16 protein-coding genes are annotated in these 21,591 nt (G+C 69.8%); 4 read left to right on the forward strand and 12 right to left on the reverse strand.

All coding sequences use genetic code 11. The annotated features are described in order from the left end of the window. Positions 1-56: 56 nt before the first annotated feature. Together Dfulv_RS32105 and Dfulv_RS32110 are read left to right on the forward strand one after the other, a co-directional pair. A complete protein-coding gene (locus Dfulv_RS32105; RefSeq protein ID WP_259857547.1) occupies positions 57-1,199 on the forward strand; it encodes an acyl-CoA dehydrogenase family protein in 1,143 nt (380 codons plus the stop codon). A 20-nt stretch (positions 1,200-1,219) separates the two neighbouring features. Further along, positions 1,220-2,662, forward strand: a complete 1,443-nt coding sequence (locus tag Dfulv_RS32110; protein ID WP_259857548.1) for an aldehyde dehydrogenase family protein — start codon at positions 1,220-1,222, stop codon at positions 2,660-2,662. 84 nt (positions 2,663-2,746) lie between these two features. Here the strand turns inward: Dfulv_RS32110 and Dfulv_RS32115 are convergent, their stop codons facing one another. The 12 genes from Dfulv_RS32115 to Dfulv_RS32170 form a co-directional block, all read right to left on the reverse strand. Next, positions 2,747-4,900 carry a hypothetical protein gene (locus Dfulv_RS32115; protein ID WP_259857549.1) on the reverse strand — a complete coding sequence of 718 codons (2,154 nt, stop codon included), beginning with the start codon at positions 4,898-4,900 and terminating at the stop codon, positions 2,747-2,749. Next, positions 4,900-6,867 carry a glycoside hydrolase family 31 protein gene (locus tag Dfulv_RS32120; RefSeq protein WP_259857550.1) on the reverse strand — a complete coding sequence of 656 codons (1,968 nt, stop codon included), beginning with the start codon at positions 6,865-6,867 and terminating at the stop codon, positions 4,900-4,902. Before Dfulv_RS32120 ends, Dfulv_RS32115 begins: the two co-directional genes overlap by 1 nt. 13 nt (positions 6,868-6,880) lie before the next feature. Then, positions 6,881-7,690 carry a carbohydrate ABC transporter permease gene (locus Dfulv_RS32125; RefSeq protein ID WP_259857551.1) on the reverse strand — a complete coding sequence of 270 codons (810 nt, stop codon included), beginning with the start codon at positions 7,688-7,690 and terminating at the stop codon, positions 6,881-6,883. Continuing rightward, on the reverse strand, positions 7,687-8,550 hold the full coding sequence (locus Dfulv_RS32130) for a carbohydrate ABC transporter permease (protein ID WP_259857552.1): 864 nt from the start codon (positions 8,548-8,550) through the stop codon (positions 7,687-7,689). Before Dfulv_RS32130 ends, Dfulv_RS32125 begins: the two co-directional genes overlap by 4 nt. Further along, positions 8,547-9,770, reverse strand: a complete 1,224-nt coding sequence (locus tag Dfulv_RS32135; RefSeq protein WP_259857553.1) for an extracellular solute-binding protein — start codon at positions 9,768-9,770, stop codon at positions 8,547-8,549. The genes Dfulv_RS32130 and Dfulv_RS32135 overlap by 4 nt, the downstream gene beginning before the upstream one ends. Before the next feature lie 72 nt (positions 9,771-9,842). Continuing rightward, positions 9,843-10,820, reverse strand: coding sequence for a LacI family DNA-binding transcriptional regulator (locus Dfulv_RS32140; protein WP_259857554.1), 978 nt, complete (start codon positions 10,818-10,820; stop codon positions 9,843-9,845). 77 nt (positions 10,821-10,897) lie between these two features. Then, on the reverse strand, positions 10,898-11,755 hold the full coding sequence (locus Dfulv_RS32145; RefSeq protein ID WP_259857555.1) for an amidohydrolase family protein: 858 nt from the start codon (positions 11,753-11,755) through the stop codon (positions 10,898-10,900). 218 nt (positions 11,756-11,973) lie between these two features. After that, positions 11,974-13,881: an RICIN domain-containing protein gene (locus Dfulv_RS32150; RefSeq protein WP_259857556.1), complete on the reverse strand. Its 1,908-nt coding sequence runs from the start codon at positions 13,879-13,881 to the stop codon at positions 11,974-11,976. A 151-nt stretch (positions 13,882-14,032) separates the two neighbouring features. Further along, positions 14,033-15,091, reverse strand: coding sequence for an ABC transporter permease (locus Dfulv_RS32155; RefSeq protein ID WP_259857557.1), 1,059 nt, complete (start codon positions 15,089-15,091; stop codon positions 14,033-14,035). Continuing rightward, positions 15,081-16,091, reverse strand: coding sequence for a sugar ABC transporter substrate-binding protein (locus Dfulv_RS32160; RefSeq protein WP_259857558.1), 1,011 nt, complete (start codon positions 16,089-16,091; stop codon positions 15,081-15,083). Before Dfulv_RS32160 ends, Dfulv_RS32155 begins: the two co-directional genes overlap by 11 nt. Positions 16,092-16,131: 40 nt before the next feature. Beyond that, a complete protein-coding gene (locus Dfulv_RS32165) occupies positions 16,132-17,157 on the reverse strand; it encodes an ABC transporter permease (protein ID WP_259857559.1) in 1,026 nt (341 codons plus the stop codon). After that, positions 17,154-18,659: a sugar ABC transporter ATP-binding protein gene (locus Dfulv_RS32170; protein WP_259857560.1), complete on the reverse strand. Its 1,506-nt coding sequence runs from the start codon at positions 18,657-18,659 to the stop codon at positions 17,154-17,156. Before Dfulv_RS32170 ends, Dfulv_RS32165 begins: the two co-directional genes overlap by 4 nt. Before the next feature lie 520 nt (positions 18,660-19,179). On the opposite strand from Dfulv_RS32170, the gene Dfulv_RS32175 reads away from it, so the two are divergent. Both Dfulv_RS32175 and Dfulv_RS32180 read left to right on the forward strand, forming a co-directional pair. Then, a complete protein-coding gene (locus tag Dfulv_RS32175; RefSeq protein ID WP_259857561.1) occupies positions 19,180-20,712 on the forward strand; it encodes a UxaA family hydrolase in 1,533 nt (510 codons plus the stop codon). A gap of 70 nt (positions 20,713-20,782) precedes the next feature. Beyond that, positions 20,783-21,544 carry an SDR family NAD(P)-dependent oxidoreductase gene (locus Dfulv_RS32180; RefSeq protein WP_259857562.1) on the forward strand — a complete coding sequence of 254 codons (762 nt, stop codon included), beginning with the start codon at positions 20,783-20,785 and terminating at the stop codon, positions 21,542-21,544. The last annotated feature ends 47 nt before the right edge of the window (positions 21,545-21,591 follow it).

The raw sequence follows: 21,591 nt of genomic DNA on the forward strand, positions 1-21,591 counted from the left end.
GCACGAGCACGAGCCCCGACCACCACGAGGTACCCGTGCCGAACGATGTTGTCTCAATGCTCGACTTCGACAGCCTGCTGACCGACGAGGAGCGGCTGATCCAGCACACGGTGCGCGATTTCGTCGCCGACCGGGTGCGGCCGGCGATCGCGGAGTGGTTCGAGCAGGGCGTGTCGCCGGTCGAGCTGGCCCCCGAACTCGGCAAGCTCGGACTGCTCGGCATGCACCTGACCGGCTACGGCTGCGCCGGCACCAACGCGGTGAGCTACGGCCTGGCGTGCCTGGAGCTGGAGGCCGGCGACAGCGGGCTGCGCAGCCTCGTCTCCGTGCAGGGGTCGCTGTCGATGTACTCGATCTGGAAGTACGGGTCGGAGGAGCAGAAGCAGGAGTGGCTGCCGCGGCTCGCGGCCGGCCAGGCGCTGGGCTGCTTCGGGCTCACCGAGCCGGACTTCGGCTCGAACCCGGCCGGCATGCGCACTCGTGCCGAGCGCTCGGGCACCGACTGGGTGCTGACCGGCAACAAGATGTGGATCACCAACGGCAGTGTCGCCGACGTAGCGACGGTCTGGGCGCGGACCGACGACGGCATCCGCGGCTTCCTGGTGCCGCGGGGCACACCCGGCTTCACCGCGTCGGACGTGCGCCACAAGCTGTCGCTGCGCGCCTCGACCACCTCCGAGCTGACGCTCGACGGCGTCCGGCTGCCGGAGAGCGCGATGCTGCCGCACGCCCGCGGCCTGGCCGGCCCACTCGGCTGTTTGAACGAGGCGCGGTTCGGCATCGTGTTCGGCGCGTTGGGCGCCGCCCGTGACTGTCTCAACACCGCAATCGAATACGCGACCACGCGGATCCAGTTCGACCGGCCGATCGCCGGGTTCCAGCTGACCCAGGCGAAGCTCGCCGACGCGTCGCTGGAGCTGTACAAGGGCCTGCTGCTCGCCCTGCACCTCGGCCGGCTCAAGGACGACGGCAAGCTGCGCGCCGAGCAGGTCAGCCTCGGCAAGCTCAACAACGTCCGCGAAGCCATCGAGATCGCCCGCACCTGCCGGACGATCCTCGGCGGCTCCGGCATCACCCTCGAGTACCCGATCCTGCGGCACGCCAACAACCTGGAGTCGGTGCTGACCTACGAGGGCACCAGCGAGGTGCACCAGCTCGTGGTCGGCCAGGCCCTCACCGGCATCGCCGCCTTCCGCTGACGACAAGGAACGAAGCCGACATGCCCGAAGACCTGCAACTGCTCATCGACGGCGAGTGGCGGGCCGGCAGCGGCCCGCTGTTGCGGTCGGTGAATCCGGCCCACCCACACGAGACGGTCGCCGAGGGCGCGACGGCCACCGGCGCCGAGGTCGAGCGCGCGGTCACCGCTGCCGCTGCCGCGGCGGACGGCTGGCGACGCACGCCGCATCACGAACGCGGCGCGATCCTCGCCCGGGCCGCCGCCGCGCTGCGGACCGAGGCCGACGCGTTCGGCGTGGAACTCAGCCGCGAGGAGGGCAAGCTCGCGGCCGAGGGCATCGGTGAAGTACGCCGCGCCGCGCAGATCCTCGACTTCTTCGCCGCCGAGGCCGACCGCGAGGCGGGCGAGCTGTACGCCTCACCGCGGGCCGGTGAGGCGATCGTCGTCAGCCGGCACCCGGTCGGCGTGGTCGGCGTGGTCACGCCGTTCAACTTCCCGATCGCCATCCCCGCCTGGAAGATCGCCCCGGCGCTGTCGTACGGCAACACCGTCGTCTGGAAGCCCGCCAGCGTCGTCCCGCTGCTGGCGCAGCGACTGGCCCGTGCGCTGACCGACGCGGGCCTGCCCGACGGGGTGCTCAACCTGGTCGTCGGCGCGGGCTCCCTCGGCCAGGCGATCGTCGACCACCCGCTGGTCGACGCGGCGACGTTCACCGGGTCCACCACGGTCGGCCGTTCGCTGATCGCCGCATGCGGGGCCGCGGCGAAGCCGATCCAGGCCGAACTCGGCGGCAAGAACGCCGCGATCGTACTGGCCGACGCCGACCTCCCGGCCGCGATCGACGACGTCGTCGCCGGGGCGTTCCGCGCCAGCGGCCAGCGCTGCACCGCGACTTCGCGGCTCATCGTGCAGGCCGACGTCGCCGACCAGGTCATCGACGGCATCCGCGCGCGCATCGAGTCGATGGTGCTCGGCGATCCGACGACCGCGGGCACCGACGTCGGCCCGGTGATCACCTGCGACGCACGCGATTCGATCGCCACGGCGGTGCGCGCGGCCGGTGGCGGCACCCGGCTGCTCACCGCGGGCGATCTGCTGCCCGACATCGACGCCGGCTACTACGTGCGGCCGACGCTGGTCGAGGTCTCCGACCCCCGCGACCCGCTGTGGACCGACGAGATCTTCGGGCCGGTGCTCGCGGTGACCCGGGTGCCGGACGTCGACACCGCGCTGCGGCTGGCCAACGACAGCCCGTTCGGGCTGTCCTGCGCGCTGTTCACCAGCGATCTTGCTGTCACGCTGCACGCGATGGCCGAACTGAGGGTCGGTGTGCTGCACATCAACAGCGAGACCGGCGGCGCCGACCCGCACGTGCCCTTCGGTGGCACCAAGGCGAGCGCGTTCGGCCCGAAGGAACAGGGCCGAGCCGCGCGCGACTTCTTCACCTCCATGCGGACCGTGTATCTGCAGGGGCGGCGCTAGCCACTTCGACCTCAAGCCGGCCGCCCGTACCGCTGGTCAGCACCAGCGGGACGGACGGCCGGCCGTCACAGGGGCGGGACCTCGCTACCTGACGTCGACGCTGTCGATCGCCACGTTCCAGCCGGAGCTGGCCGGGTTCTTGGTGCCGGTCACCCGGACACGCAGGGTGTGGTTGCCGTTGGCCAGCGTCGGGCTGGTCCACACCACGCCCGACGCGTTGCGCGACGGGGCATAGTTGTCCACTATGGACTCAGCACCGCCGTCGATGGAGATCGCGATCATCTGCTGGTCGATGTCACGGACGGCATGCAGCGCGATCTGGGTGCCGGCGAACGCGAACGTCGCGGTGGAGCCCGCCGTGTAGCTCCAGTTGGCGGTGCCGGCGTACATGTCGGGAATGCCCGTGGCGAGACCCCAGTCGGCGCTGTAGTTGAACTGGTTGAGGCCGGTGCCGCGGACGTTCCCGTCGACGGTCAGCACGGCCGCCTGCGTCACGTCGGCCCGGTCCAGTGCGATGTTGGTGCCGGTGCTCGCCGGGCTGCGCTGGCCGGTGTTGACGATGGTGACCGTGTGCGGCCCGTTCGGCAGCACCTGGCTGGTCCACACCACGCCGGAGGCGTTGCGAGCCGGCGCGTAGTTGTCGATCGTCTGGGACGCGCCGCCGTCGACCGAGACGGTCATCCGGCCCTGGTCCATGTCCCGGACGGCGTGCAGCGCGACCTGGGTGCCGGTGAACCGGAGGGTGGCGGTGGCGCCGCCGACGTAGCTCCAGTTGGCGGTGCCGGCGTACATGTCCGGGACCCCGGTGGTGAGACCCCAGTTGGCGCCGTACTGGAAGTCGGGGCTGTTCGCGTCGATGATGAGCGGCCCGCCACCGCCGCCACCGCCGTCGAGCGGGGCACCCAGCGTCACGGTGTAGGCGTCGGTGCCCGACTGCACGGCAACAGGGACGCTGATGGTGCCGCCGGTGACGGTGACGTCGGCGCTCGACACGACGACGGGGCCGGACAGCGGCGACTGGTCGGGGATCCGCTGCACGGTGACCCGCACCCGGCCGTCGACGACGAAGTTCGTCACGCCGTTGAACACGACCGTCGTGGTGCCGGTCTGGCCGTTCTGGTTGCCCAGCAGCGCGACCGCGCGGCCCGCGGCCGGGTCGATGGTGGCGGCGACCGCCATGCCGTTGCCGTTTGTCGTGGCGACGACGTTGCCGGTCATCTGGGCGTACGCCCGGTACACCCACCACTGGCCGGTGGGCTGGCCGTTCCACAGCACGGAGTCGAGCGTGCCGGCCACGCAGCAGTCGGACCAGATCGCGTGCGCGGCGGCGGAGACGTCGGAGACCGCGAGCCGGTCGAGGTACCAGGCGAGGTACCCCGGGTGCTGTTGCTGGGAGAAGAGGTATTCGTCGATGGTCAGCGGCATCGGCGCGACCCCGCGGGCGGACAGGATCGCCTGCGCGTCGGCGGCGTCGGCGGCCGGGTCGTTGCCGAAATGCCAGTTGAGCACGTTCGGCAGGGTGCCGTCGGCCTTGGTCCGGGCGACCCAGTCGTTCAGCCAGGTGTGGTTGTAGCCGGAGTAGGACGGGCCGACGATCACGGCGCCCGGGTCGAGCCGGCGGATCTCGGTCACGGCCGTGTTCCACATCTGGTAGTACTGGGCGCTGTTGACCCCTCGCGGCCAGAAGCCGGTCCCGTCGGGTTCGTTCCAGATGTCGTACCGCACGCGGACGCCGGAGGCGCGCACGTCGGTGACGAGGCGGGTGATGAACGAGCGCCAGTTGGTGCAGTCGCCGTTGTCGCAGGGGTAGACGGTGTTGGCGGGCTGCTCGGTGTCGGCGCCCCAGACGTCGGACACGAGCAGGTGGTAGGTGGCGTTGTACGGAGCGGCGGTGACGCGGCGGGCCTGGCTGATCGCGGAGTCGACCCGGACCTGATAGCCGCTGCCGGCGCGGTAGCCGTCACCGAGCCAGCCGTGGCCGGCGATGCGGGCACCGCCGCCGCGGAAGAGCATGGGCCGCAACGGTTGCAGGACGCTGTCGGCGGGGCCGGAACCGTCCTGGTTCAGGCCGTAGAGGAACCCGGCACCGGCCCGGGTCGGCACTTTGCCGCGCTGGGCGAGGTTGACGGTGACGGTGGTGTCGGCCGCCGAGGCCGTGGCGGGCGCCAGGACGACGGCGGATCCGGCGAGGAGCAGGGCGGCGATGAACAGGCGGCTTGGCGGAGCTGCGCGGGACATCATTCCTCCAATGCGGACGGGGCGATCGGGAGACGGGCTTCGTCTCGCAGGAACAGCGGGATCCGGTCGAGCGGCGCGTCGACGGTGACGCTGGTGCCGCCGGAATACGTGGTGCCGGTGTCGGTGTGGGTCCAGGCCGCGCCGTCGGGCAGGTAGACCTCCCGCCGGACGGCGCCGGGGCTGAGGACCGGCGCGACCAGCAGGTCGCGGCCGAAGAGGAACTGATCGTCGACGTCCCAGGCGGCCGGGTCGCCGGGAAACTCGAGCAGCAGCGGGCGCATGAGCGGCAGGCCGGTCGTCTCGCCCTGGCGCAACTGCTCGTGCAGATACGGACGGAGCCGCTCGCGCAGGTGCATGACAGCCGTGACGGCGGCGTACGCTTCGGGCCCGAACGACCACACCTCGTTCGGGCCGCCGGACACGCCGACTCCGGCCCGGGCGGCGCGCGGCTCGCGGTGGCCGTGCAGCCGGAACAGCGGGCAGAAGGCGCCGAACTGGAACCAGCGCACGACGAGCTCGCGGAACGCCGGGTCGTCCGGGTCGCCGCCGTGGAAGCCGCCGATGTCCGTGGTCCACCAGGGGATGCCGCTCAGCGCGACGTTGAGCCCGGCCCGTACCGATGCCGCCAATGCCGCGAAGGTGGCGGGAATGTCGCCGGACCACAGGGCCGCGCCGAACCGCTGCGATCCGGCCCACGCAGACCGGACCAGCGACAGCACCTCGGTCTCGCCGTGGGCGACCAGATGCTCGTAGACGCCGCGGGCGTGCTCGCGGGGGTAGAGGTTGGCGACCTCGCTGCCCGGGCCGGCGGCGTACCTCAGGTTGTGCGGCTGCCCCGGGCGCGTCTCGGGTTCGCAGGCGTCGAGCCAGAAAGCGCGAACGCCGGCCTTGTAGTAGTGCTCGTGCAGCAGCTCCCACAGGTAGGACCGGGCGCGCGGGTCCGTGGCGTCGTAGAAGGCGACGCCGATCGGGGACTCCCCGTCTCCGTCGGGCCATTCGGCCTGCACGGCGGCGCCGTCCTCGGTGGCCACGAGCAGTCCGGCAGCGCGCATGGGTGCGTAGTTGGCCGACAGCGGGCTGACGGACGGCCACACCGAGACGGCCAGTTCCACGCCGTTGCCGCGGAGCGTCTCCACCATCGCGCGCGGGTCGGGCCAGTCCTCGGCGTCCCAGAGCCAGTCGCCGAGGTGCTTCCAATGCAGATAGTCCACGACGATGACGGACAGCGGCAGGCCCCGTCTCGCATACTCGGCCGCAACAGCGAGGAGTTCGTCCTGGGTGCGGTAGCGCAGCTTGCTCTGCCAGAAGCCCGACGCCCAGCCGGGCAGGCGGGGTGCGTGGCCGGTCGCGTCGGCGTAGTGGCGCAGGATGTCGGCGGGCGTCTCGCCCGTGGTGAGCCAGTAGTCGAGCTGCCGGGCGCGGTCGGCGACCCACCTGGTGCCGTTGACCGCGAACTCGACGCGGCCGACGGCGGGGGTGTTCCACAGCAGGCCGTAGCCGCGGCTGGAGACCGCGAACGGGATGGTGACCTCGCCGTTGCGCTGCTGCAGGTCCAGCACCATGCCCTTCTGGTCGAAGCGGCCGTGCCCGTGCTGGCCGAGTCCGTAGACGCGTTCGTCGTCGTGGGCGGCGAACCGCTGTTCGATGCGGTACGTGCCGTGGCCCGCGGATTCGAAATGGCGTGGGCCGGGCCACCAGAAATGCGCCGGCTCCTCCCGGAGCAGCTCTTCCCCGGTGTCGGTGCGGGCCGCGGTCAGCAGGCCGTCGTCGTCGACGCTCACGCGGAGACGCCCGTTGACCAGTGTCTGTCCATCGACAGTGCAGTCCACCGGGGACGGCGGCAGCAGCGCGCCGGGCAGGTCGTCGCGGATGGCGTGCATGCCGGCTCGGACGCGCACGCTGTCCTCGCCCCAGGGTTCCACGGCCAGGACGTGGTGCCCTCGCTGCCAGATCAGTCGGGTTGCCAACGGTGCGTACTCCCTAATCCTTGACGCTGCCGGAGGCGATTCCGGCGGCGACGTAACGCTGCGCGACGACGAGCAGCACGGCGACCGGGACCGACGCGATGACCCCGGTGGCCATCACGCTGTTCCAGTCGCTGAGGTGCGCGCCGATGAACCGGTAGATGCCGACGGTGATCGGGGCGAACTCGTCGCGGGTCGTCAGGGTCACCGCGAACAGGAAGTCGGCCCAGGTGAACAGGAACGAGAACAGGCTCGCCGTGATGACGGCGTTGCGGCTCATCGGCAGGATCACCGACACGAGCGTGCGGAGGTCCGACGCGCCGTCGAGGGCAGCGGCCTCGCGCACCTCGGCCGGCACCGAGCGCATGAACGCGTGCAGGATCAGCACGGCGAACGGCACGCAGAGCGTCGAGTCGGCCAGGATCAGGCCGAGCGGCGAGTTGAGCAGGAACAGGCGGTTGGCCGCGACGTAGAACGCGTTGGCCATCACGATGCCGGGGATCATCTGCGCGACGAGCAGGGCGAACAGCAGCGACCGGCGGCCGGGCGCGGCGAGATGGGCCAGCCCGTAGGCGGCCGGCACCGCGATCAGCAGCGTCGCCGCCACGGTGCCCAGCGACACGTACAGGCTGGTGAGCAGATGCCCACCCTGGCTGGACAGGGCGTTGCGGTAGCCGGCGAGCGTGCCGTGGACCGGCAGCCAGGTCGGCGTCGGCCGGACCAGCTCGGTCGACGGCAGCAGCGAGGCATTGAGCATCCAGTACAGCGGGAACAGCATGACCGCGAGGATCAGCACCCCGGTCGCGGTGGTGAGGATCCGTCTCATGTGGACGACCGTCGCTCGGTGCGCAGATAGACCGCGGCGAACCCGACCGCGACCAGGATGAGCAGGTTGCCGACGGCCGCGCCGTGGCCGAACGCCAGCCGCTGGAACGAGAGGTCGTACGAGAACGTGGTCAGCGTCTGGGACGAGTCGGCCGGGCCGCCCTGGGTGAGCACCATGATGACGTCGAAGACCTTGAGCGTGTAGATCAGCCCGAGGGTGAGCACGACGGCGGTGACCGGACGCAGCAGCGGCACGGTGATGCGCCGGAACCGGTCCCAGGCGCCGGCGCCGTCCAGTGCGGCGGCCTCGTACAGGTGCGCCGGGATGGCCTGCAACCCGCCGTACAGGATCACCATGTTGAACGGGATGCCGACCCAGATGTTGACCAGCATCACGGCCAAGAGCGCCCAGTCGGTGCTGGCCAGCCACGGCACCGGCTGGTCGAGCAGATGCAGCTGCAGCAGGGTCTGGTTGAGCACGCCGGAGTCGGTCTCCAGAATCCAGCGCCACGCGGTGCCGGACACCACCAGCGGCAGCAGCCAGGGCACGAGCAGCAACGAGCGCAACACGCCGTTGAGGGGGAACTTCCGCTGGAAGAACACCGCCAGCGCGAGGCCGATGCCGAACTGGAACAGCAGCGAACCGGCGGTGAACAGCAGTGTGTTGACGACAGTGCCGGCGAACGCCGGGCTGTGGAACACCTCGCGGTAGTTCCGCAGCCCGACGAACGGCGCGACCCCGGTGTAGAACGACGAGACCGTGTAGTCCAGGAACCCCATCCGCACGTTGGTGACGAGCGGGTAGGCGTAGAACGCGACCACGTAGATCCACACCGGAAGGACGAACGCTACCCGTTTCATGCTGCCGCGGCCTGTGCCGCTTTCAGCGCTTCCTCGGGGGACTTGCCGCCGGCGAGGCAGGCCTGGATCGCGGTGTACAGCGCCTCACTGACCTTCGGGTACGCGGTGCCGAGCTCGGCGGTGCGGGCCTGCGCGGTGGCGACCTCCTCGACGAACGCCTTCAGCTGCGGATCGGTGTTCCCGAGCTGCTGCGCGGCGGCCTGGTTGCTCGGGATGTAACCGGCGTTGGTCGACCACTCGAGGCTCTTGTCCTGGCTCAGCAGGCACTTGAGGACGGCGGCGGCTTTCTTCTCCCGGTCCGGGTTGCTCTTCCCGACCGTCCACACCTCGCCGCCGAGCGGCGTCACCGGTTTCGCCGCCGGTGACGGGATCGGAATCGGGACGATGCCGAACTTCAGGTCCTTCTTGGCGTTCAGCGTGGGCAGCTGCCACGGGCCGTTGACCATCATCGCGGCGTTTCCGGCCATGAACTGGTCGTTGACGTCGGCCTGGGTCCAGGTGACGACGGACTTCGAGGCGGCCTTGCTGTCGACGAGGTGCTTCCACAGCGTCAGCGCCTGGATCGCCTCCGGCGAGTCGAGCTTCTTCAGGCTGGCGCCCGCGGTCCAGAAGAACGGCTCGAACTGGAAGCTGCCCTCCTCGGTGCCGACCGCGGAAAACGCGATGCCGTAGCGGGTGCCCTTCGTCAGGGCCTTGGCCGCGGCCGTCAGCTCGTCCCACGTCTTCGGCGGCGTGAGGCCGGCTTCGGCGAACCGGTCCTGGTTGTAGTAGAGGGCGAGGCCGTTGACGCCCGGCGCGATGCCGTAGGTCTGCCCCTGGTACTGGCCGGCGGCGACGATCGACGGGTAGAGCCCGTCGGTGTCCAGGCCGGTGAGCGGGACGAGCGCCCCGGTGGCGGCCAGCTGGGGCAGGTCGGGGTTGTCGATCAGGGCCAGGTCCGGCAGGGCCTTGGCGGACGCCTGCTGCAGCAGCTTCGGCATGAACTGGGCGCGCGGGACCTGCTGGTGCTGCACCTTGACGCCGGCCTGCGCGCCGCAGGCGTCGAGGAGTTTCGGCAGCTGGGTGTTCTGCGGTGCGGCCTCGTAGTAGTCGATCTCGGTCAGGGTGTCGGAGTCGGCGGTACCGCCGCCGCCCGCGCCGTCGCCGCAGGCGGCCACGGTGGCGGCCATGGCGCCGGCGAGAAACAGCGCGAGGACGGCGTTCCATCGCGAAGCGAGCATTGTCGATGCCTTTCGAACTGATTCGACAATCGGCGCGGAGGCCGAGTGCCGTTGGGGGTGTCTGGTGATGCGCTAACGGACTTTCAGGACCGGGGCGAGCATCGTGACGGACGGCTGGGCCTCGCCGTTGATCAGACCGGCCAGCCGCTCCACCGAGATCCGGGCGAGGTCCTCGACCGGCAGCGCGACCGACGTCACCGGCCGGGTCAGCCGGTCGACAGCGTCGTCGGGGCAGATCGCGATGACCGCCACGTCGGGCCGGCCGAGGCCGGCCAGCCGGTCGACCACGAGCGGCAGTGCCCACTCGTTGTAGACGATCAGCCCGGTGATCCGCGGGTCGCGCTCGAGCAGGTCGGCGAGTGCGCCGGCCACGCCGCCGACCGACGGCTCGCAGGCCGTCCAGGTAGCCTGGGCGCCCTGCTCGGCCAGGGCGTTGAGGGCACCGTCGCGGGCGTGCGCGGCATATGCGATGCCGCGCCGGTAGGTCTCCGCCGGCTGGCCGAGGAAGCCGACGTGGGTGTGCCCCTGCCCCAGCAGGTGCTCGGCGCAGATGCGGCCGCAGGCGGCGAAGTCGAAGTCGACGTAGGGCAGGCCGTGCGGGTTGTCGGGGGTGCCGACGATGATGGCGGGGCATTTCAGCGAGCGCAGCAGTTTGGCGCGCGGGTCCTTCTGCTGCACCTCCATCAGCATCACCCCGTCGACCAGCGCCGTGCCGACCGCGTCGCGGATCGCCGTGGTGCCGTCGTCGTCGGTGAGCATGAGCAGCCTGAGCCCGGCGTCCTGCGCCGCGGTCAGCGCCGCGAAGACGTAGGGCATCTGCACCTGGTTGTGCGGGCCGTGCACGAGCGGGAGCGCCATCGCGATGACCCCGGTGCGCCGGGTCCGGATCGACCGCGCCCCGGCGTGCGGGCGGAACTGCAACTCCTCGATGCTCCGTTCGACCTTCGCGATGGTCTCGGCGGAGATCGAACGGTTGCCGCTCAGCACGTAGGAGACCGTGCTGCGCGAGACACCGGCGTGCTTCGCGACGTCTGCGATGGTAACCGCCACGGCCTCGGCTCCCTTTCGAACTGATTCGACACTGGACCGTAGCACCGGGTCGACGGCGTCACAAGACCCGTCCACTGCTACCTCTGGTCGTCGCGGATGCCGTAGGTGTGCTCCGCGTTGCCGCCGAAGACGAGCTCGAGCTCGCTCGGACTCATGGCGGGCAGAGCGGCGGTGAGGCCCGCCAGCACGTCCTCGTACGAGCCGGCGAGCAGGCAGACGGGCCAGTCCGAGCCGAACAGGAGACGCTGCGGCGTGAACCATTCCACGACCCGGCCGACGAACGGGCGCAGGTCGTCGGGCGTCCACGACGCCCAGTCGGCCTCGGTGACCATTCCGGACAGCTTGACCGACACGTTCGGCTCGGCGGCGAGCGCCGGCATGCCCTGCGTCCAGGGGTCGTCCCGGCTCTCGGCGATACGCGGCTTCGCGATGTGATCAAGCACGTACCGCAGCTCCGGGAAGCGCCTGACCGCGTCGGTCGCCGCCGGAATCTCCCGAGCCCGGATCAGCAGGTCATACGTGAGACCCCGGCGCTGCACGGCAGCCAGGCCGCGCCGGACGTCGTCGCGCCGCAGCCAGTCCGGGTCCGGTTCGTCGTGGACCTGATGGCGCACGCCGACCAGCCAGCGGCCGGACGGCCCGTCGAGCAGCTCGTCGAGATCGTCGCCGACGGACGGGGAAGTCAGGTCCACCCAGCCCACCACCCCGCGCACAGCGTCCGTATCCGCCGCCAGCCGCAGGAACTCGCGGGTCTCAGTGAGACTGGACAGCGTCTGAACGAGGATCGTCGCGTCGATGCGCGCGGCACGCAGACTGGGCAGGAGATCATCCGGACCGAACTCGCGGCGCACGGGATCCATGGCATGGCCCGCCATCCATGGATAGGTGTACCTGGCGGGGTCCCAGAAGTGCTGGTGAGCATCGATGCGTTGCACGGCGCCTCCTCAATCCGGAGCGTTCACTCGAGATCGTCGATCGTGCGGGCCCGAGCAGCACGGTACACGCGGACGGGTGCGCCTTGTGCTCGAGCGGCCGCGGCACGGAACGTCGCGCCGCGGCCGGTCGAGGTGCTCTAGGCCCTGCCCTGCCGATCATGCCGGCCTGCGACGGGCCCAGATTCCGTCTCGGCTCGACGTGATCGGCAGGACAGCGCCTAGACGAGAAGGTCGAACTCCTCCCAGGGGCCGACGGCGGTGCGGTTGGCGATCAGCGGTTGCGCACCGGCGGACTCCGCGGCCACGATCTGGCCGTTGGCGCGCGCACGGAGGCTGATGCTGCCGTCGTTGTTGTAGATGAGGTCGAACTCCTGGGCCGGGCCGACGGTGGTGCTGTTGGCGATCAGCGGTGACGCACCGCCGTTGGGGGCGTTGACGTACCGGTTGTTGGCGTGCGCGCGCAGGCTCACGCTGCCGTTGGCGTTGTCGATGAAGTCGAACGTCTCCCAGGAGTCGACGACAGCCCGGTTGGCGATCAGCGGTTGCGCACCGGCGGACTCCGCCGCCACGATCTGGCCGTTCGCGCGAGCTCGGAGGCCGACCTGCGCGGCGAAGAGGCGCCACTTCTGGTTGTTGCCGCCCCCGCAGGACCAGAGCCGGAGATTCTGCGGGTTGGACGGGTCGGCGTCCAGGCAGAGGCGGGAGTCGACGCCGCGGATCGTCCCGTCGGAGAAGAAGCGCCACTGCTGGTTGGCGTTGCCCAGGCAGTCATGGATGACGACACGGGTGCCGTTGGTCTTGCCGAAGCCGAAGGCGTCCAGGCATTTTGTGCCGTTGTAGACGGTGATCGCTCCGTTGGGCCTTCTGGTCCATCGCTGGTTGTTGCCGTTCACACAGCTGCGGACCTGGAGCTGGACGTCGTTGGCCTGTGACGAATTGGGGACGTCGAGGCACGCGTTGAGGCCGACGTTGCGTAGCTCGGTCGTGCCCGAGCCGAGACTGCCCCAGGCGTACTTGAGCCGGTCGACGGCGGTGGGGTTGGGGGTCCACAGCGGCAGGTTGTTGGAGCTGCCGTCGAAACTGCCGGCGAGCCTCAGAATGTTCAGCGTGTCGTGGTCCGGGCTCGTGGTCCTCCCGCCGATGACATGGCACCAGATCGCACCCAGGTGGTAGTTGCGGACGACGTCGGTGATGGCACGCAGATACGCAACCTCTTTGTCGGTCGTGCCGGTGGGGGTGGCGTTGAAGTCGACGCCGGTGTCCGCCGACGCCCCGAACTCCTCGATGACGGTGCGCGAGGCGCAGTTGCCCATGAGGGTCGTGATGTCGCTGACCCACTGATCGTAGGTCCGCGAACCGTACGGGAAGGCATAACGGTGCAGGCCGAGGTAGACCCCGTTGAAGCGGGAGTCGTTGCACAGCGGCCGCAGGTCACTTCCCCATCCGCCGCCGTCGAGTTGGGCGCCCTCGATGAACAGCCGGTTGCCTGGAATGCCGGCCGTGTTCATGCGGGCAACCCAGGTGGCGGCGAAGTCCAGCCACTGGGTGGTGTTGAAACCGATGGGTTCGTTGATCGGGTCGAAGTAGATCAGAGGGTTGGACCGGTATCTGGCGGCCAGCGTGTCCCACATCTGGTTCCAGGTGGCCAGGAAGCCGGCCGGGACCATGTTCGTACCGTCCTGCACCCAGTAGCACAGGATGACCTTGAAACCTCTGGCGGTGGCGGCGTCGATGACGCCGTTGTAGGTGTTCCAGGCCGTGGTGGCGGGGTTGATCGGCAGCCGGACGGTGTTGGCACCCAGGTCGTTCTGGAACGCGGCGAACATGGCGTCGGCCTTGCTCCGGGCGGAGTTGTAGTCGTCGTTCGCGGACAACCCCTGCAGGACGAGTCTGTCGGGGGTGAAGTTGTCGCCCAGCCGGGACCAGTGCACGCCACGGAACTGGCTGGGGTCGAAGCCGATGGCGGCGTCGGCCTTCGGTGCGCTGGACACCACGATCAGCGTGATCGAGGCCAGCGCGGTCAGGACGGCCATCGCCCAGGTCAGCGCGCGGCGTTTGAGATCGGGGGCGGTGGCGACGTATGTCGATGGGTGGCGACTGCCGGGGGTTGGGCGGATACGTGCCATGGTTTTCCTTTCCAGCTCGGCATGCGACGACGGCCAGAGGGGGTTCGGATGGCCGGTAACGCGGCTTTAACCAGCCAGAAATGAAACTAGCGACGCTGCCCGGATGCGTCGATCGCGTCTTTCGAAACTCATCAATCTGTATGGCGAATAGCTAGGCGCGGTCAGATCGCCGCCGCAGCCAACGCAACAGTCCGTCCGCGGAAGCCGCCAGGAAGATGAATGATCCGGTAACTATCTGCTGGTCGTAACTTTGCAGTCCGAGAAGGCTCATCCCGTTGGACAGGAACCCCAGGAACAGCACGCCGATGCCGGTGCGCAGCAGACTGCCCCGCCCGCCGGTAAGACGGGTGCCGCCCAGGACGACGGCGCCGACGATGTTGAGCAGCAGCGGACTGCCCATGCTCGCACCCGCTCCGGCGAGCCCCGAAGTCAGCACCATGCCCGCGATCGCCGAGAACAGGCCGGCGACCGCATAGACGCTGGCCTTCATACGGACCACATTGACGCCACTGATGCGCGCGACCTCGACATTGGCTCCCGTGTGTACGACGCGGCGGCCCCAAGCGGTGCGCGTCAGCACGATCTGCGCGATGACGTACAGCACGAGGGCGAGCCACACCGCATACGGAACGCCGCCGGGTCCGTCGATGCTGAAGCGGATGAAATCGACAGGCACCGGCGCGATCGTCCGGCCGTGGCTGAGCAGGGTGGTGCAGCCGCTCACGACGTACAACGCGGCGAGCGTCACAGCAAATGGCACGACATTGAGCCTCGCCACGACGAGCCCGACCACCAGCCCGATCACCGTTCCCGTCAACAGCCCCGCGGCGATGCCGGCCGCCAGGTTGCCGCTGCTGGTGATGATCCACGCGCCGGCGACCCCGCTGGCGCCGATCACACTTCCGGTCGACAGGTCGATCCCGCCGGTGAGGATCACGAACGTCGCGCCGATCGCCGCGATGGCGACGACAGCCGACTGACTCAACACGTTGATCAGATTCGATGATGTCAGCAGGCCGTCGGTCATGGTGCTCAGGACGACGATCAGCACGATCAGCGCGGGCAGCATCGCAAGGTCAGCGAGCCAGCCGGCATGACGGGCCCGATCACGCAGCCGGGCCAGGTGTGCCGGCCGCGTGGTTGTGGCGGCGGAGAGGGCGGCGGAGGGCTCCGCGGCGGAGCCCTCCGCGCGAGCGGGCTCAGGACGCACAGCCCCACACCTGTGAGCTGGTCGCGGCGAAGTTGGCCTGGTTGAGCGTCAGCCCCTTGGCCTGGACGGTCTTCGGATCGACCGGCTTGCCGCCGAGCGCCGTGGTGACCGCGGCAATTGCCTGCTTGCCGAATTCGTCGACGGGCGTGGCGATGTCGGCGTCCAGCGTCTTGGCCTGCATGGCCTTGCAGCCGTTCTGGTCACCGTCGATGGTCACCATGAAGATGTGCTTGGGGTCGCCGATCGGCGCGAGCTTGCCGGCCGCGGTCAGCGCCGACTGCACGGACGGCAGGAGGAAGTCGGACGGAACGTAGATCGCGTTGATTGTGGGGTCCTTCTGCAGCGCGTTCGAGGTTCCGTCCAGGGCCTGCGTCGGGTTCCAGTCGGTGGGGACCTGGCTGACGATGGTGACGTTGGGCTGGCCGGCGAGCGCGGCGTTGAATCCGTCGCGCCGGCCGATCGCGTTCTGGTCGGTCAGCCCGCCCACCAGTTCCAGAACCCTCAGCGGCGTGGTCTTCGCCGCCGCGAGGAACTCGGCCGCGACCGCCTTGCCGTCGGCCACCGGGTCGCCGGTGATCTGGAACGTGACGTTCTGCTGGTCTGCGACCGCACGGTCGATCGCGAGGAATGGGACGTTGCGGGCCTTGGCGAGGCTGGCCGACGCGGCGATCTGTTGACCGTCCTGCGCGATGACGATCACCGCGTCGACCTTTTTCGTCTGAATCAGGTCCTGGATCTGGGAGGCCTGCTTCTGGGCGTCCTGGTCGGCGACGTTGAAGATGACAGAGTATCCTGCGGCATCGGCGGCGCGCTGGATCGACGCCTTTTCCGCCTGACGGATCGCGTTCAACAGATCGAAGCTCACGCCGATCGTGCGCTTCTTGCCGGACGACCCGTCCGAGCCGGATCCGTTCGAATTCCCGGTCGAACTGCACGCAGCGAGCATTAACGATGCTGCGGCGACCGCGGCCAGGTAACGTGCAACACCGAGCGTTTTCACGGTAACTCCCTTCGATGTGTCATGTGGTGTTGTGTTCGATTCAGGCCGACGTCGCGGCGTCGTACCGCCCGTCCCGAGACGGACGGCCCCGGCCGGTCAGCCTCACTGCGTGAGCAACGTTGCGCCACCGAGCTCCGGCGGCCAGGACCGCGGCGAGCAGCACACTGCCGCGGACGATGTCGAAGACGTAGGGCGAGGCGCCGGAGAAGACCAGGCCGGTCTGGACGGTTGTGAGCACAAGGGCTCCCAGAACGGTGCCGCCGATGCTTCCCCGCCCGCCGAACAGGGTCGTTCCTCCCAGGACCACCGCCGTGATGACCGTCAGCTCGTAGCCTTGGCCGATAGACGGCTGCACGGCGCCGAGGCGCGCGGTCTGGGTGAGGGAAGCGACGGCGGCCAGCAGGCCGGCCAGCGCGTACACCCCCACGAGCACTCCGCGGACCGGCAGGCCGGCGTTGGCCGCCGCGTCTGCGTTGGAACCCACCGCCTGGACGTACCTGCCGAACGTCGTACGGCTGAAGACGAAGCCCCCGGCAAGCGCCACGGCCGCCGCGAGCAGGACCGGCGTCGGCACGCCGAGCAGACTTCCGGTGCCGATGCCGCGCAGTTTCGCGGGCAGCTCGATGTTCTGCTGACCGGTGATGTGACCGCCCGCACCGCGGAACACCTGCATCGCGGCGAGGGTGACGATGAGCGCGGGTACCTGGGTGAACGCGACCGCGACACCGTTGAGCAGGCCCATGAGGACACCCGCCGCGCAGATGACGGCGAAGACCACGGCAGCGGGAAGGCCGACGATGGCCCGGCTGGACTCGATCGCCGCCGCGAGGAACAGCATCGACCCGACGGACAGGTCGATCCCGGCCGTCATGATCACATATGTCATGCCGACGGCGGCGATGATCAGCGGGCTCGCCTGAACAGCGATGTTGCGGAAATTGGCCACCGTGGCGAACCCCTGGTAGGAGCCCGCCAGCGCGATCAACAGGATCACCAGCACCGGCAGCAACGGTTCACGTCGGACGGCCGCGCGGAGCCGCCGGTGGACGTCGGTCGCCCGGTTCACGGTGCACCACCCGTGGCGAGCCGGATCACGGTTTCCTGGGTGGCCTGCGATCGGTCGAGAACGCCGGCGAGGCGGCCGTCGTGCATGACCCCGACGCGATGGCTGAGCCCGAGTACCTCCTCCATCTCCGAACTGATCAGCAGTATCGACGAGCCGGCACGGGCGAGATCGACGAGCAGCCGGTAGATCTCGGCCTTGGCGCCCACGTCGATGCCACGGGTCGGCTCGTCGAGGATGATCAGACCGGGCCGTCTCACCAGCCACTTGCCGAGGACCACCTTCTGCTGGTTGCCGCCGCTCAGCGATCCGCCGCCGGCGCCAAGACCACCGCGGGCGACCAGATGCACCCTGCTCGCCAGCTCCTCGGTCATGCGACGCTCGCTGCCGCTGTCGAGCCATCCGGTCCGGCGGGGCCGGCAGACCGAGTCGAGGTCGACGATGGACAGGCTCTCGCGGATGGGTCTGTCGAGGAATAGCCCTTCGTGCCGTCGATCCTCGGTGACGAACGCCATCCCGGCCTCGATGCAGGCGCGGACATCGCCGCGCCGCAACGGCCGTCCGCCCACTTCGATCCGGCCGATGTGGCCGGCCAGGCCGAAGATCGCGCGAGCGACCTCGGTGCGGCCCGAGCCCATCAGTCCGGCCAGGCCGAAGATCTCCCCCTCGGCGATGTCGAACGAGACACCCGACACCTTGGCGCCGTCTCCCAGGTCGCGCACCGACAACGTCTTCGTGTTCCGAGGCGGTGCGAGCGGCGGGTAGCCTTGCGCGAGCTCCCGCCCCACCATGAGTGATTCGAGCGCGGCACGGTCGAGCTCGCCGGTCGGCCGGTCCGCCACGACGCGCCCGTCGCGCATGACCACGACACGCTGGCTGAGCCTGGCGATCTCCTCGAGGTAATGCGAGATGTAGAGGACAGCGACGCCATCGGCGCGCAGCTGTTCCACGATCCCCATGATCAGTTCACGCTCGACGAGGTTCAACGACGCGGTCGGCTCGTCGAACACGATCGCGCGCGGGTCGGCGGCCAGTGCCTTGGCGATCTCCACCAGCTGGCGCTGCCCGGCGGACAGGTCACGAACGATCGCCTCCGGGCCGAAGCCGGCACCGACGCGCCGGAGCACGGGTGCGGCGGTGCGCCGCAACTGTCCGGGACGGACCGTCGCGCGGCCGGGGGCCCGAAGCCGGTCGATGAGGATGTTCTCGGCGACGGTGAGATCCGGAAACAGGCTGGTCTCCTGATGTACCGTGGCAACGCCGGAGTGCTTGGCGCTGCCGACCCCGTCGGCCGCCGGCGCGCCGCTGAAGCTCACCCGGCCGGAGTCGGGCCGCAGGGTTCCGCCGATGATGTTCTTGATGGTGGACTTGCCGGCACCGTTCTCTCCGACCAGCGCGACGACCTCGCCGCTGGAGACGGTGAACGAGACGCCGTCCACGGCGGTGATACCGCCGAACGACTTCGACACGTTGGCGACCGCGATCGCCGGCGCCGGATGCACCACGGTCAGCTCGCCGTCGAGATGGTCGCGACCCGACGACGAGCACGCCGCCGCTGACCGCAGGTGCCCCGCGCATCGTCGCCGAACCAGCGGCGGTGCTCGAACATCAGATGCCTCCAGTTCACGTCGGGTCTCGGCCGTATCCGGGCTCAAGGTGCAGCCGACGTTACGCCCGGCGATCATGCCGGTGAAGCGCATGTTTCGGCAGGTGCCGATCCGAAATTCGGATCGGCCCTTCGCCTTTCGCGCCATTGCCGTACGGCCGGCCGTGTGCCGTTTTTCGCCCGCAGCCCGGCCTGCAACTATTCGCGATACGGATGATGCCGTTCTGTTACTCACGCTTCGCCGGAGAAGCCCGGCGACCTATGGTCGACGGCATGACGCTCCCGCTTCGAGTCGCGGAATCCGGGCTCGGTCGATTTCCAGACAAGCACGAAAGAATCGCCTGCCGATTCGAGGCGGCCGCATTCGACGGCGATGCTTCCGCATGCCTCGCAGCGAACGCCGGCCGGCGGGAACTTTCATGACGACAGCCGCGCCGACCGACGTCGTGGAGCCGCTGGTGCCGATGGCGGGGGTGGACGACGTCGGGCTGGTGCTCACCGACGTCGGCCGCGGGGCGCTGGTCCGGACCGCCGTCGGCGTGGTCACCGCGGTCGACGACATCCCGGCCGGTCACAAGGTTGCCATCCGGGCCATCGCCGCCGGCGCGCCGGTGCACAAGTACGGCGAGGTGATCGGCTCAGCCAGGCAGGACATCCCGCCGGGAGCCCACGTACACCTGCACAACCTCGGAGTCGGGCAGCACACCGCGGGCAACTCCGTGTTCCGGGGCTCGACGGCGGCGTGGAGCCCGCCGGCCGCAGCGACACGCGAGCACTTCCTGGGCTACCGCCGCGCCGACGGCCGAGCGGCGACACGCAACTACATCGCCGTGCTGCCGACCGTCAACTGCTCGGCGACGGTGGCCCGCATGGTCGCGCAGACCGCCAACGCCGCGCATGCCGGTGTTCCCGGGCTGGACGGCGTGATCGCGCTGACGCACGACCTGGGCTGTGGCATGGCCGAGGGTACCGCCGGCGACGACATCCTGCGGCGCACGCTGCGCGGGTACGCCGGGCATGCGAACATCGCCGCGGTGCTGACGATCAGCCTCGGCTGCGAGATCAACCAGCCGGAGAACGTCTTCGGCGAAGACATCCCCGCCGAGACACTCGGTATCCAGGACCTGGGCGGGACGGCAGCCACCGTCAACGCCGCACTGGACCGTATCGCGGCGATGGTTCCAGGCGTCGCGGCCCTGCGGCGCGAACCCGTTCCGGTCTCCGAGCTGGTGCTGGGGCTGCAGTGCGGGGGCAGCGACGCGTACTCGGGCCTGACCGCCAACCCGACGCTCGGCGTGGCGGCCGACCTTCTGGTCGCGGCAGGCGGCCGGGTCATCCTCGGCGAAACTCCCGAGATCTACGGGGCCGAGCACCTGCTGCGCAACAGGGCCGCCACACCCGAGGTCGGCCGGCGCATCGACGAGTTGATCGTCTGGTGGCAGGAGTACACGACACGCAACGACGCCGCACTGGACAGCAATCCTTCCAAGGGCAACAAGGCCGGCGGCATCACGACGATCTGGGAGAAGTCGTTGGGGGCGGTCCTCAAGGCCGGCACCAGTCCCGTCAACGACGTCGTCGCCTACGCCGAACCGGTCACCGCCGCCGGACTGACCTTCATGGACACCCCCGGCTACGACCCGGTGTCGGCGACGGGCATGGTGGCGGGCGGGGCGAACCTGCTGGCGTTCACCACCGGCCGCGGCTCGGTGTTCGGGTCCCGCCCCACGCCGTGCTTCAAGATCAGCACAACCTCCCAGCTGTTCGCCCGCATGCGCGGCGACATGGATTTCGACGCCGGCCCCGCGATGTCGCGGGACGAACAGATCCACTATGGAACCCTCGTGTTCGAAGCCCTGGTGGACATGGCTTCCGGTACACCGAGCAAGTCCGAAACGCTCGGCTTCGGCACCGAGGAGATCGTGCCGTGGCGGATGGGAGCCGTCGTATGACCGCCGACGTCCCGCCCGCGCGTCCCGGGCCGCCGCCGAACCAGTTCCGCTCAGCACGAGAGGTCCCACGATGAGATTCAGCGACAAGGTTGCCGTGGTCACCGGCGCCGATTCCGGCATCGGCCGGGCTACCGCGACGCGCCTGCTGGCCGAGGGGGCCACCGTCTACGCCGTCGACGTGCACCACACCGACCCGTGGCAGGACCCGGGCGCCGGGCGCCTGCGTCTGATCAACCTCGACGTCGCCGATCCCACCGCCCCCGAGCAGCTCGTGACCCGACTGCGCGACGACGACCAGCGCGTCGACGTGCTGGCCAACGTCGCAGGCATCCTGCGCATCGCTCCCTTCCTGGAGGTCAGCCGCGACGACTGGGACCGTGTGCTCGCGGTGAACCTGACCGGCGCGTTCTTCCTGAGCCAGGCCGTCGCCCGCGTCATGGTCGACAACAAGACCGCGGGGCGCATCGTCAACGTCTCGTCGGTCCACGCCGTGGTCTCCGAGCCGAACGCGGCGCCCTACACGGCGACCAAGGGCGGACTGGAGGCCATGACCCGCACGATGGCATCCGAGCTCGCGCCCTACGGCATCACCGCGAACTGCGTGCGCCCCGGCGCCACCAGGACCAGGATGAGCGAGCCCATCTACACCCCGCAGATCGTCCGATCGTTGCAGGCGAAGATTCCGCTGGGCACGATCGCGCCGCCGGAGTGGGTGGCCTCGGCCGTCTGCTACCTCGCCTCCGACGAGGCGTGCTACACCACCGGCGCCTGTCTTGACGTCGACGGCGGATACGCCATGGACGGCTCGCTGCCCGGGACGGCGTACTCATGACGCCTCCGGCGGGCCGGCCGGGCGAAGCAGCGCCGGGCCGGCCTCGG

This window comes from Dactylosporangium fulvum, from assembly GCF_025137375.1.
Taxonomy (GTDB): domain Bacteria; phylum Actinomycetota; class Actinomycetes; order Mycobacteriales; family Micromonosporaceae; genus Dactylosporangium; species Dactylosporangium fulvum.